Annotated in this window: 10 protein-coding genes; 3 read left to right on the top strand and 7 right to left on the bottom strand. The window is 72.9% G+C overall.

All coding sequences use genetic code 11. The features are described from left to right. Window positions 1-6: 6 nt before the first annotated feature. The 3 genes from ACZ4Z4_RS33185 to ACZ4Z4_RS33175 form a co-directional block, all read right to left on the bottom strand. Window positions 7-1,164, bottom strand: coding sequence for an ROK family transcriptional regulator (locus ACZ4Z4_RS33185; protein WP_468335742.1), 1,158 nt, complete (start codon window positions 1,162-1,164; stop codon window positions 7-9). Window positions 1,165-1,304: 140 nt separating this feature from the next. Then, window positions 1,305-1,967: a response regulator gene (locus ACZ4Z4_RS33180; RefSeq protein WP_468335739.1), complete on the bottom strand. Its 663-nt coding sequence runs from the start codon at window positions 1,965-1,967 to the stop codon at window positions 1,305-1,307. 14 nt (window positions 1,968-1,981) lie between these two features. Continuing rightward, complete coding sequence (locus ACZ4Z4_RS33175; RefSeq protein ID WP_468335736.1) at window positions 1,982-3,193, bottom strand: sensor histidine kinase; 1,212 nt, start codon at window positions 3,191-3,193, stop codon at window positions 1,982-1,984. 109 nt (window positions 3,194-3,302) lie between these two features. Here ACZ4Z4_RS33175 and ACZ4Z4_RS33170 point away from each other — a divergent pair, with 109 nt between their 5' ends. From ACZ4Z4_RS33170 to ACZ4Z4_RS33160, 3 genes are all read left to right on the top strand, one after another. Then, window positions 3,303-4,238, top strand: a complete 936-nt coding sequence (locus tag ACZ4Z4_RS33170; protein WP_468335733.1) for an ABC transporter ATP-binding protein — start codon at window positions 3,303-3,305, stop codon at window positions 4,236-4,238. A gap of 2 nt (window positions 4,239-4,240) precedes the next feature. Further along, window positions 4,241-4,987: an ABC transporter permease gene (locus ACZ4Z4_RS33165; RefSeq protein ID WP_468335730.1), complete on the top strand. Its 747-nt coding sequence runs from the start codon at window positions 4,241-4,243 to the stop codon at window positions 4,985-4,987. Window positions 4,988-5,059: 72 nt separating this feature from the next. Beyond that, the gene (locus ACZ4Z4_RS33160) at window positions 5,060-5,569 is read left to right on the top strand and encodes a hypothetical protein (protein WP_468335728.1); all 510 of its coding nucleotides are present in this window, start codon (window positions 5,060-5,062) and stop codon (window positions 5,567-5,569) included. Window positions 5,570-5,601: 32 nt separating this feature from the next. Here ACZ4Z4_RS33160 and ACZ4Z4_RS33155 read toward each other — a convergent pair whose 3' ends face one another. From ACZ4Z4_RS33155 to mutA, 4 genes are read right to left on the bottom strand one after another with little or no spacing between them, the layout of a single operon-like run. After that, complete coding sequence (locus ACZ4Z4_RS33155) at window positions 5,602-6,663, bottom strand: enoyl-CoA hydratase/isomerase family protein (RefSeq protein WP_468335726.1); 1,062 nt, start codon at window positions 6,661-6,663, stop codon at window positions 5,602-5,604. A 33-nt stretch (window positions 6,664-6,696) separates the two neighbouring features. Then, window positions 6,697-7,689: a methylmalonyl Co-A mutase-associated GTPase MeaB gene (gene meaB / locus ACZ4Z4_RS33150; protein ID WP_468335724.1), complete on the bottom strand. Its 993-nt coding sequence runs from the start codon at window positions 7,687-7,689 to the stop codon at window positions 6,697-6,699. An 18-nt stretch (window positions 7,690-7,707) separates the two neighbouring features. After that, window positions 7,708-9,909 carry a methylmalonyl-CoA mutase gene (scpA, locus tag ACZ4Z4_RS33145; protein WP_468335721.1) on the bottom strand — a complete coding sequence of 734 codons (2,202 nt, stop codon included), beginning with the start codon at window positions 9,907-9,909 and terminating at the stop codon, window positions 7,708-7,710. Continuing rightward, complete coding sequence (mutA, locus tag ACZ4Z4_RS33140; protein ID WP_468335718.1) at window positions 9,909-11,759, bottom strand: methylmalonyl-CoA mutase small subunit; 1,851 nt, start codon at window positions 11,757-11,759, stop codon at window positions 9,909-9,911. Before mutA ends, scpA begins: the two co-directional genes overlap by 1 nt. Window positions 11,760-11,790: the final 31 nt, after the last annotated feature.

The raw sequence follows: 11,790 nt of genomic DNA, 5'->3' as shown, positions 1-11,790 counted from the left end.
TGGAGATCACCGCCGGGCGGTGACGGTCCCCTCGACGGCGAAGAGCTGTTCCTCGACGTGGTCGAGCGCCAGCCGCAGCGCGCCGGTCGGCACCGCCGCCTCGCCGAGCAGGGAGAGCGCGACCCGTGGCGGCCGCAGGCAGTAGCGCGCCAGTTCCCGGTGCAGCGGCTCCAGGACGCCGTCCAGGCCCGCCGCCCAGCCGCCCACCACGACCAGCTCCGGATCGAGCGCGAGGACCAGCGCCGCCACGTCGTGCACGAGCCGCTGGATGAAGCGCTCGACGGCGGCCTGCGCGCGCTCGTCCCCCTCGCGCGCGTGGGCGAAGACCTCGGCGACGGCCGGCTCGTCCAGCGGGTGCAGCGGTTCGCCCGTGGTGGAGAGCAGCGTCTCCGGAGTGACCTCACGGCCCAGCAGGTGCAGCGCGCCGATCTCACCCGCGGCGCCGCCGTAACCCCGGTGGAGCCGCCCGCCGATCAACGATCCCGCACCCGGGCTGAGACCCGCCAGGACGAACACCACGTCATCCGTGTCGGTCGCCGCGCCCTTCCAGTGCTCGGCCACGGCCGCGGCGTTGGCGTCGTTCTCCACCAGGACCGGGCACTTGAACGACCGGCGCAGCCGCTCACCCAGCTGGAGCCCCGTCCACTCGGGCAGCGCCGTGCTCAGCCGCACCGTGCCGTCCGCGTCCAGGATGCCGGGGCTGCCCACCCCGACGGCGCGCAGCGAACTGCGGGCGATCCCGGCGCGGCGCAGCAGATCGGCGACGGCGGTCCGCAGCCGTTCCAGCCGGTCGTCCGCTGAGGCCACTTCGGAGACGCCCTTCGACGCCGTGCCGAGCACCTTGCCGTCCAGATCGGAGAGGACGGCGGCCACCCGGTGCGGCCCGATCTCCAGCCCGAGCAGATGGCCCGCCTCCGCACGGAACCGGAACTTCCGCGCGGGTCGCCCCTGGCGCCTGGCACCGACGTCGTCGGCCGCGGACTCCACCACGAGCCCGGCCTCTATGAGCCCCTCGACGACCCCCTCGACGGTGGGCCGGGAGAGCCCGGTCACGCGGGTGATCTCCGTGAGCGTCGCCAAGTCCGCGGCGCGCAGCGCGTGCAGCACCACCGCGGAGTTGATCCGCCGCAACAGAGAGGGGTCCCCGCCGGTCAGCCGCCCCAACGTCCGTCCTTCCAGCTCGTGCGCATGATGGCCGGATCGTACTCGCACGACGGTTCGACGGCGAGTGCCGGGCCCGCCCGCGGACCGCTCGGCTCCCTCATCCCGCCACCGTTCCGTCGCCCATCCCGTCACCGGTCCCGTCACCCCGGCGCGACGAAACCGGATTCGTACGCGGCGATGACCGCCTGCGTCCGGTCCCGCGCGCCCAGCTTCGCGAGCACGGCACTGACATGCGACTTGACCGTCTCCGTGCCGACGACCAGACGGGCGGCAATCTCCGCGTTCGACAGACCGCGTGCCATCAGCCGCAGCACGTCCGCCTCGCGCTCGGTCAGCGCCGCCCTCTCCAGCGTGGCCCGCGCCTGCGGATTGCCGCGCTCCCCGCCGTACTCGCCGGCGAGCTGTCGGACGGCCTGCGGGAAGAGCAGCGACTCGCCCTCCGCGACCAGCCGCACCGCGTGCACGATCTCCGCGGGCCTGGCCCGCTTCAGCAGAAACCCGTCGGCGCCCGCGCGCAGCGCCTCGTACACGTACTCGTCGTTCTCGAAGGTCGTCACCACCAGGATCTTCGGCGGGTCCTGCACCGTGCGCAGCACCGCGCGCGTGGCTTCGATGCCGTCGAGCAGCGGCATGCGGACGTCCATGGCGACCACGTCGGGGCGCAGTTCGCGGACGAGGGGGATGACCGCCGCGCCGTCCGCCGCCTCGCCGACCACCCGGATGTCGGGCTGCGCCTCCAGGACGGCGCGCAGGCCCGCGCGCACGAGGGGTTCGTCGTCGACGAGGAGGACTGTGACCGGCATCCGGCCAGCGTAGATCACTTCAGGGGCAGCTCGACGTGCACCTGCCATTCAGCGCCGTGCGGTCCTGTCGTGGCACGCCCGCCGAGCAGCGTGGCCCGCTCCCTGATGCCGCGCAGCCCGCTGCCGCCCCGTCCGGTGACACCCGTCGGCTCCGGCGGGAGCGCGTTGCGTACGTCCAGGACGAGACGGGCGTCGTCGACGGCTATCCGCAGCCGTACCGGCACCGGACCCGAGTGGCGCAGGACGTTCGTCAACGCCTCCTGGAGCATGCGGTAGCCCTCGCGGGAGACCGGCCCCGGCACCCGCTCCACCGGGCCCGTCACCTCGACGTCGACCTTCGCCCCGGAGGCGCGGGCGGAGTCCAGCAGGCGCTCGGCGTCGGCGAGCGTGGGCCGGGCGCTCGCGGGCCGCCCGTCCTCCCGCAGCACGCGCAGCACCCGCTCCAGGTCCTCCAGCGCGGCCCGGCCCGTCTCCTCCACCGCCTCCAGGGCGCGGTCGGTGAACTCCGGGTCTGCGGCTGCCCTGGCGGCGCCCGCCTGGACGACGGCGACGGTCAGCGCGTGACCGATGGAGTCGTGCAGTTCCCGCGCGATGCGGTTGCGTTCGAGGAGCTGCTCGGTCCGCTCCTCCAGGACGGCGAGGCGTTCCGCGGGGGAGGGGCCGAGGAGACGGCGCGCGGCCCTGGCCATCAGGCGGCCCATCGCGACGATCATCGCGAACTCGGCCACGACCAGGAGAACACCCAGCGGCAGCGCCGCCCAGCCGCGCACCACCGGCAGGAGCAGGCCGTCGGTGTCCGACGGCTCGTCGTTCGCACCGAGCGACGCGAAGACCATGCCGATGAGCTGTCCTGTCATCAGGACCATGGCGCAGCCGGCCTCCAGGCGCAGCACGAGCCAGACCGCGGTCCTGCCCCGGTCGCGCCACGAGGCCGACGGAGCCACCGAGATGCCCGGCTCCTCGCCGTCGCGTTCCGTCGCGTGCGGGCCGGGGAACAGCATCATCCGGGCCTGCAAGCCCTCCGCCCGCCGCACGACGGGAACCGTGGCCGCCAGCACCATCAAAGGCACGGGATCGAGCAGCACGAACAGCCAGTCGGTGTGCGAGGGGCTGCTGAGCCCCGGGTAGATCGCGCCACAGACCCAGGCGACCCCCGAACCGATGAGGAGGTGCAGCCACCGCGTATAGGTGACCGCACGCGTCAGAGGTCTCAGCAAGCCGGGCATTGCGCCATCGTGCCAGGTGACACGGGCCGCGCGGCTCCCCCGTGCGGGGGAGACGATCTCCCCGGGCGGGGGAGGACCGCGAGGGTCCACAGCGGCCAGGCTGACTCCCATGACCAGCATCGACGTCCAAGACCTCACCAAGGAGTACGGCACGACCCGCGCCGTGGACGCCCTCACGTTCAGCGTCCGCCCCGGCCGCGTCACCGGATTCCTCGGCCCCAACGGCGCGGGCAAGTCCACCACCATGCGCCTGGTCCTCGGCCTGGACCGCCCCACCTCGGGCACGGCCACGGTGGGCGGCCGCCACTACACCGAGCTCACCGACCCGCTGCGCCACGTCGGGGCGCTCCTCGACGCCCAGGCGCCCCACGGCTCCCGCACCGCCCGCAACCACCTCCTCGCCCTCGCGGTGACCAACCGCCTCCCGGCGTCCCGCGCCGACGAGGTCCTCGACGAGACGGGGCTCGGGTCCGTCGCGCACAAGAGGATCAAGACGTTCTCGCTGGGCATGCGGCAGCGGCTCGGCATCGCGGCGGCGCTCCTGGGCGATCCGGAGGTCGTGCTGCTGGACGAGCCCTCCAACGGCCTCGACCCCGAAGGCATCATCTGGATCCGCGAGTTGCTGCGGCGCCTGGCCCGGGAGGGCCGCACCGTCCTCGTCTCCAGCCACCTCATGAACGAGACCGCGACCTTCGCCGACCACCTCGTGGTCCTCGGCCGCGGCAGGCTCCTCGCGGACCACCCCATGCCCGAGTTCATCGAGGCGCACAGCCACGCGCGGGTCCGCGTGCGCACGACGGACCCCGACCGGCTCCGCGGCGTCCTGTCGGGGAAGGGCTACACCCTCGGCGAGGCCGTCGACGGCCGGTGGACCGTCGACGGCGCCAGGGCCGAGGAGATCGGCGCCATCGCCGCGGGCGCCGGCATACCGGTCCTCGAACTCGCCGACGAACAGGCCTCCTTGGAGCAGGCGTACCTCGCGCTGACCGCCGACGAGGCCCAGTTCAAGGCGGCCACCACCGCCACGTCCCGCCAGGAGGCCTGACCATGCCGAACACCACCGTGCTGCCCGTGGCCCACGCCGAATGGATCAAGATCAGGACCCTGCGGTCCAACTGGGGTTCACTGCTCGCCGTGTTCGCGGTCACCGTCGCCGTCACCGCGCTGGCCTTCGCGTCGGTCGGCCAGGCCGAGGCGGACAACCCGGACGCCGAGCCGCTGTTCGACGCCTTCTACGCCCTCAACTTCGGCCAGATCGCGGCCATCAGCTTTGGCGCCACCGCCGTCTCCGCCGAGTACACCAGCGGAGCCCTGCGGATCTCGCTCGCCGCCGTGCCGCGCCGCGGGCTCTTCTACGGCGCCAAGATGGCGGTCGTCGGCGGCCTCGCCCTGCTCGCCGGGGTCGCCACCGCCTTCGCCGCCTTCCTGACCGGCCAGGCCTTCATGGGGGACCACGCGATCGGGCTCGGGCACCCGGGAGCCGTGCGGGCCTGCGTCGGCGGCGGTGTCTACCTGGCGCTGATGGCACTCCTCGCCGCCGGCCTGACGGCCGTGCTGCGCAGCGGAGTCGCCGTCCTGAGCATCCTCATCCCCTTCACCCTGATCGTCTCCTTCGTGGTCGGCGACGTGGCGGGCGGCGCCGCGGGCTACCTGCCCGACAAGGCGGGCCAGCAGGTGCTGCACGAGAACCCGGCCGGCGGCCTCGGCCCGTGGGCCGGGCTCGCGGTGTGCGCGGCCTGGGCGGCCGCCGCGCTCGTCGCCGGCTGGTGGGCGGTGCGGCGGCGCGACGCGTGACTGATAGCCAGTGGGCGGTGCGGCGCCGCGACGCGTGACTGATTGTCAGTGGCGCCCGCTTTACTGGACGGCATGAGTCTCGATGCCATGAGTCCGGACGCCGCGACCACCGCACAGCATCTCGCCACCCTCGACCTGCTGCGCTCCCGGGACTTCCCCGCCGAGCACGGCAGGTCGCCGGGCGGTTCCGGCGGACCCGGGTTCCACATCGCGGAGTTACTGACGAGCGACACCTTCTGGGAGGACGACGGCACCCGCCGCGAGGCCACCGAGGAGCAGTACGAGGCGGAGCGCGACGCCCTGACCGTGCTCCTCACCGACCGCTGGGGACCGCCGCAGAGGTTCAGCCTGGCGAGCCTGTTCGAGCGCGCCGTGGCAGTGGACTTCGGCGACGCGGACGAGGAGATGGACGAGGAGATGGGCGAGGAGATACCGGAGCCGTGGGCCCACTTGAGCTCCTGCGTGCCGGATCTGCACCTGTGGCGGGTGGACGGTCGCTGGATCGCCCTCGGCGTCGCCCAGTGGGACAAGGAGCTGCCTTTCCAGCTGCTCGCCGTGGTCACGGAGACGGACCCGCCATGAGAGCGGGCCCGCCGTGCGGTGGCGAGCCCTCGTCAGAAGAGGCCCGGCGAGTCCCCGCCCGCCGGCTCGAAGTACCGGGCGACGTCCGCCTCCGTCACCCGCGCCAGCTCCGCGGGCGACCAGCGCGGCCTGCGGTCCTTGTCGACGACCTGGGCCCGGATGCCCTCGGGCAGGTCGGGGGAGCCCAGCGTGGCACAGGAGACGCGGTACTCCTGGTCGAGGACGGCCTCCAGGGACGGCAGTTCACGGGCCCGGCGCAGCGCCGCCAGCGTGACCTTCAAGGAGGTCGGCGACTTGGCCAGGATCGTCTCGGCCGCCTCCTTCGCGTGCCGGTCGCCGCAGGCGTGCAGCCGGTCGACGATCTCCTCGACGGAGTCCGCCGCGTAGCAGTGATCGATCCACTCGCGGTGCCCTGCCAGCTCGCCGCCGGGGGCCTCGGCCGCGTACTGCCGTACGACATCGGCCGCCTCCGCACCGGCGAGCGCCGCCGTGAACTCCGGCAGCCGCTCCGACGGTACGAAGTGGTCGGCGAGCCCGCACAGCAGCGCGTCGCCCGCGCCCACCGCCGTGCCGGTGAGCGCGAGATGCGTGCCGAGCTCCCCGGGCGTGCGCGTGAGGAGGTACGTGCCACCCACGTCGGGCACGAAGCCGATGCCGGTCTCCGGCATCGCGACCCGCGACCGCTCGGTGACCACCCGCACGCTCCCGTGCGCCGACACACCGACGCCACCGCCCATCACCATTCCGTCCATGACGGCCACGTACGGCTTCGGGAAGCGGGCGATCCGGGCGTTGAGCAGGTACTCGTCGCGCCAGAACGCGGCCGGCGCGGCCGGGTGGCCCGCGCGGACGTCGTCGTGGATGGAACGGATGTCGCCGCCCGCGCACAGCCCGCGCTCCCCGGCGCCGGTGAGGACCACCGTCGCCACCGACTCGTCCCGCTCCCAGGCGTCGAGGGCGTCCGCCATGATCCGCACCATGGCGTGGTTCAGGGCGTTGATGGCCCGGGGCCGGTTCAGGACGAGGTGTCCGGCGCGTCCCGCGCGGCGGAGCAGCACAGGGGAGTCGTCGGGTGCGTCGGGCGTGGCGTGCATGGTGCGGGTGGCTCCGTTCGGGTGGGGGCGGGGTCAGGGGCGGTCGGCCCGGAACGCGTCGAGGATCCGCTCGGCGGCCGACGTGGCCGTCAACGTACCTTCGCGGACGCGCTGTTCCAGGTCCGGGGCCACCCGCTGCACCTCCGCGTCGCCGCGCAGCCTGCCGAGCAGCTCGTCCCGCACCATCGACCACGTCCAGTCGACCTGCTGGTCGCGGCGCTTGGCGGCGAGGCGGCCGGTCGAGTCGAGGAGGGCGCGGTGCTGCTCGACGCGCTCCCACAGCGTGTCCAGACCGCTCGACTCACGGGCACTGCACGTCAGGACCGGCGGGGTCCACGCCGAGTCGGCGGGGTGCATGAGACGGAGGGCGCCCGCGAGTTCACGGGCGGCCGAGCGCGCGTCACGCTCGTGCGGCCCGTCCGCCTTGTTCACGGCGATGACGTCCGCGAGCTCAAGGACCCCCTTCTTGATGCCCTGGAGCTGGTCGCCCGTGCGGGCGAGAGTCAGCAGCAGGAACGTGTCGACCATGTTCGCGACCGCCGTCTCCGACTGCCCGACGCCCACGGTCTCCACGAGCACCACGTCGTACCCCGCCGCCTCCATCACCACGATCGACTCCCGCGTCGCCTTGGCGACCCCACCGAGCGTCCCGGCGGAAGGAGAAGGACGTACGAAGGCGGCGGGGTCCAGCGAGAGCCGCTCCATCCTGGTCTTGTCGCCCAGGATGGAACCGCCCGTGCGGGTGGACGACGGGTCGACGGCGAGTACCGCGACCCGGTGGCCGAGCGAGGTCAGCATCACCCCGAGCGCGTCGATGAACGTGGACTTGCCCACCCCCGGCACCCCGCTGATACCGACCCGCCGGGCCCGCCCGCTGTGCGGCAGCAGCTCCGTCAGCAACTCCTGCGCCAAGGCCCGGTGCTGGGGCCGGGTCGACTCGACGAGGGTGATGGCGCGCGCCACATACGCGCGCTTCCCGTCGAGGACGCCCTTCACATACGCGTCGATGTCGATCGTCACAGGCATGGGTCGGCGCTCACCGGCTCACAGGTCGTGGCCGAGGTCGGCCGCCAGTCGCTTCACCAGGTCGTGCGCCGCGTCCGGGATCACCGTGCCGGGCGGGAACACCGCCGTGGCGCCCGCCTCGTGCAGGGCCTCGACGTCCTGCGGCGGGATGACGCCGCCCACGACGATCATGATGTCGTCGCGGCCCTCGGCGGCCAGCTCCTCGCGCAGCGCCGGTACGAGGGTGAGGTGACCGGCGGCCAGCGAGGAGACGCCGACGATGTGCACGTCCGCCTCGACGGCCTGGCGCGCGACTTCCGCCGGCGTCTGGAACAGCGGGCCGACGTCGACGTCGAAGCCCAGGTCGGCGAAGGCGCTCGCGATCACCTTCTGACCGCGGTCGTGCCCGTCCTGGCCCATCTTCGCGACGAGGATGCGCGGCCTGCGCCCCTCGGCCTCGTCGAAGGAGTCCACGAGGGCGCGCGTGCGCTCGACGGACGGGGAGTGGCCTGCTTCGGTGCGGTACACACCGGAGATCGTACGGATCTGACCCGCGTGCCGCCCGTACACGCTCTCCAACGCGTCGGAGATCTCACCGACCGTGGCCTTCGCCCGGGCCGCGTCGACCGCGAGCGCCAGCAGATTGCCTTCGAGGCCCCGACCGGGACCGCGCTCGGCCGCCGCGGTGAGCGTGCGCAGCGCGTCCCGGCAGGCCGCCTCGTCGCGCTCCTCGCGCAGCCGCTTCAGCTTGGCGATCTGCTGGGCACGCACCGAGGAGTTGTCGACCTTCAGGACGTCGATCTGCTCGTCGGTATCCACCCGGTACTTGTTGACGCCGATGACCGGCTGGCGCCCCGAGTCGATGCGGGCCTGCGTGCGGGCAGCCGCCTCCTCGACGCGCAGCTTCGGGATGCCCGCGTCGATGGCCTGCGCCATGCCGCCCGCCGCCTCGACCTCCTCGATGTGCTGCCAGGCACGCCGCGCCAGGTCGTACGTCAGCTTCTCCACGTACGCGCTGCCGCCCCACGGGTCGATCGTCCGCGTCGTCCCCGACTCCTGCTGGATCAGGAGCTGGGTGTTGCGGGCGATGCGCGCGGAGAAGTCGGTCGGCAGGGCGAGCGCCTCGTCCAGCGCGTTCGTGTGCAGGGACTGCGTGTGGCCCTGCGTCGCCGCCATCGCCTCGATGCACGTGCGCGTGACGTTGTTGAACACGTCCTGCGCGGTCAGCGACCAGCCCGACGTCTGCGAATGGGTGCGCAGCGAAAGCGACTTGGCGTTCTTCGGGTCGAACTGCTTCACCAGCTTCGCCCAGAGCAGCCGCGCCGCGCGGAGCTTGGCGACCTCCATGAAGAAGTTCATGCCGATCGCCCAGAAGAAGGAGAGCCGCGGCGCGAACGCGTCCACGTCCAGGCCCGCCTCCCGGCCGGCCCGCAGGTACTCCACGCCGTCGGCGAGCGTGTAGGCCAGCTCCAGGTCGGCCGTCGCACCCGCCTCCTGGATGTGGTAGCCGGAGATGGAGATCGAGTTGTAGCGCGGCATCTTCTGCGAGGTGTACGCGAAGATGTCGGAGATGATCCGCATCGAGGGCTTCGGCGGATAGATGTAGGTGTTGCGGACCATGAACTCCTTGAGGATGTCGTTCTGAATGGTCCCGGCCAGCTTCTCCGGCGGCACGCCCTGCTCCTCGGCCGCCACGATGTACAGCGCGAGCACGGGCAGCACCGCGCCGTTCATCGTCATCGACACCGTCATCCTGTCCAGCGGGATCCCGTCGAACAGCTGACGCATGTCGTAGATCGAGTCGATGGCGACACCCGCCATGCCGACGTCACCGGTCACGCGCGGGTGGTCGCTGTCGTAGCCGCGGTGGGTCGGCAGGTCGAAGGCGACCGACAGGCCCTTCTGCCCCGCCGCGAGATTGCGGCGGTAGAAGGCGTTGGACTCCTCGGCCGTGGAGAACCCCGCGTACTGCCGGATCGTCCACGGCTGGTTCACGTACATCGTCGGGTAGGGACCGCGCAGATACGGCGCCACGCCCGGGTACGTCGCCAGGAAGTCCAGGCCCTCGACGTCGGCGCCCGTGTACAGCGGCTTCACCGCGATGCCCTCGGGCGTCTCCCACAGCAGGTCGGACTCGGACTTGCCGACCGACTCCTTCACGGCCGAGCGCCACTGCTCCGCCGAGCCGGCCGGGCCGCCGCCCGCGCCCAGTTCGATGTCGTCGAATTCGGGGATCCGCATTACGCCACTCCCATGCGGTCGAGGGTGGAGGTGAGCACCGCGACCACGTCGCAGCCCGCGAAGACGTACTCGTCGATGTCGGCGAACTCCCCGCGCCCCGCAAGGAACACCCGCAGCGCGCCCGCCGACTTGAGGGCCCGCGCGACCGCCGCCGCCTGCTCGGCGTAGAGCGCGTCACTGGAGCAGAGGCACGCCACCGCGGCCCCGCTCGCCGCGAACGCCTCGGCGGCCGTCTCCGCGTCCACCGACACCGGGTCGTGCACCGGCTCGACACCGCCCGCCATGAAGAGGTTGGCGGCGAACGTCGCGCGCGCCGTGTGCGCGGCGGCGGGTCCCAGCGCGGCGATGAAGATCTTCGGGCGGGCACCGGTCGCCGCGAGGTGCGCGTCCGAGCGGCCGCGCAGCTCCTCGTACGCCTCGTCGCGGCGCACCCTGGGCAGACCACCGGACGGGGCGGCGGGAGCGGGCTCGCGCTCGACCGGACGCTCCGTCAGGAGCGGGAACTCACTGACGCCCGTGATCGGTTCGCGGCGCCGGGCCAGCTTCTTCTTGCGCTCGGCCCAGGTCGCGGCGATCCGGTCGCCGACCAGACCGGAGCGGAGCGCCGCGACCTGACCGTCCGCGCGCTCGATCTCCTTGAAGAAGTCCCAGGCGGCGTGCGCGAGTTCGTCGGTCAGCCGCTCCACGTACCAGGAGCCGCCCGCCGGGTCGATGACACGCGCGAGGTGTGACTCCTCCAGGAGGATCGTCGACGTGTTGCGGGCGATGCGGCGCGCGAACGCGTCCGGCAGCCCGAGCTCGTGGTCGAACGGCAGGACCGTGACCGCGTCCGCGCCGCCCACACCCGCGCCGAGACAGGCCACGGTGGTCCGCAGCATGTTCACCCACGGGTCGCGGCGGGTCATCATCACCGGCGAGGTCACCGCGTGCTGCCGCTGCGCCCCGGCGGCCGGAGCCCCGGACACCTCGGCGACGCGCGCCCAGAGGCGGCGCGCGGCCCGCAGCTTGGCGATGGTGAGGAACTGGTCGGCGGTGGCCGCGAACCTGAACTCCAGCTGTGCGAAGGCCGCCTCGACGCCGATGCCCTCTTCGTGCAGGGCGCGCAGGTAGGCGACACCCGTGGCGAGCGAGGCGCCGAGCTCCTGCGCGGCGGAGGCGCCCGCCTCGTGGTACGGCAGCGCGTCCACGGTCAGCGCGCGCAGGCCGGGGTGGCGCTCCCCGCACACCCGGGCGAGTCCGGCGACCTCCTTGAACGAGGTGCTCTTCTCCCCGGTGCGGGCCTCGTGCCCGAGCGGGTCGGCGCCGAGCGTGCCGCGCACCGCGTCGTCGGCCACGCCCGCGGCCTCGTACAGGCGCAGCAACTCCCGTGCGGCGGTCACGGACTCGCTGCCCGCGTCGAGCGCGACGGGCACCAGGTCGAGGTAGACGCCGTCGAGCGCCCGCTCCAGGCCGGTGACCGGAAGACCGGCGGAGCCCAGCGTCAGCCAGAGGGAGATGACGCCGTTCTCCAGGTCGGTGAGGACCGCTTCATTGGTCCGCGCGGGGTCCGCGCTCGCGTACCGCTGCCGGACGTCCCAGCCGCCCGGGGTATTGCCCTCGGGAACGGAACCCCTGACGAAAGGGGCGAAGCCGGGGAAACCGGCATCGGGCGCGGCGTCGCGCGCGGTGTACAGGGGGCGGGTGGTGAGCCCGTCCTCAAGGGTGGTGGACAGCGCTTCCTCTGCGGCCGTGCCCGATGCGTCCTTACCCGACTTGCGCAGCACGCCTTCCACAAGGCGGTGCCACTGCTCATGGGTCGCATCAGGGAACTCGGCGGCCAGGGAAAGCCCGTCGTCAGGCAGGACCGTCATGCCCCGATGCTAGGGCGCAACCCATGGCACG

It is taken from the genome of Streptomyces sp. NPDC030245 (assembly GCF_055572995.1).
Note: the sequence above shows the minus strand (reverse complement) of the source record. Positions and strands in the feature narration are given on the sequence as shown.

What these genes read in the sequence shown, in the direction of transcription:
- ACZ4Z4_RS33165 (WP_468335730.1), top strand. Translation starts at nt 4,241, where the DNA reads ATGCCGAACACCACCGTGCTGCCCGTGGCCCACGCCGAATGGATCAAG.
- ACZ4Z4_RS33180 (WP_468335739.1), bottom strand. Translation starts at nt 1,967, where the DNA reads ATGCCGGTCACAGTCCTCCTCGTCGACGACGAACCCCTCGTGCGCGCG.
- scpA (WP_468335721.1), bottom strand. Translation starts at nt 9,909, where the DNA reads ATGCGGATCCCCGAATTCGACGACATCGAACTGGGCGCGGGCGGCGGC.
- meaB (WP_468335724.1), bottom strand. Translation starts at nt 7,689, where the DNA reads ATGCCTGTGACGATCGACATCGACGCGTATGTGAAGGGCGTCCTCGAC.
- ACZ4Z4_RS33155 (WP_468335726.1), bottom strand. Translation starts at nt 6,663, where the DNA reads ATGCACGCCACGCCCGACGCACCCGACGACTCCCCTGTGCTGCTCCGC.
- ACZ4Z4_RS33170 (WP_468335733.1), top strand. Translation starts at nt 3,303, where the DNA reads ATGACCAGCATCGACGTCCAAGACCTCACCAAGGAGTACGGCACGACC.
- ACZ4Z4_RS33175 (WP_468335736.1), bottom strand. Translation starts at nt 3,193, where the DNA reads ATGCCCGGCTTGCTGAGACCTCTGACGCGTGCGGTCACCTATACGCGG.
- mutA (WP_468335718.1), bottom strand. Translation starts at nt 11,759, where the DNA reads ATGACGGTCCTGCCTGACGACGGGCTTTCCCTGGCCGCCGAGTTCCCT.
- ACZ4Z4_RS33160 (WP_468335728.1), top strand. Translation starts at nt 5,060, where the DNA reads ATGAGTCTCGATGCCATGAGTCCGGACGCCGCGACCACCGCACAGCAT.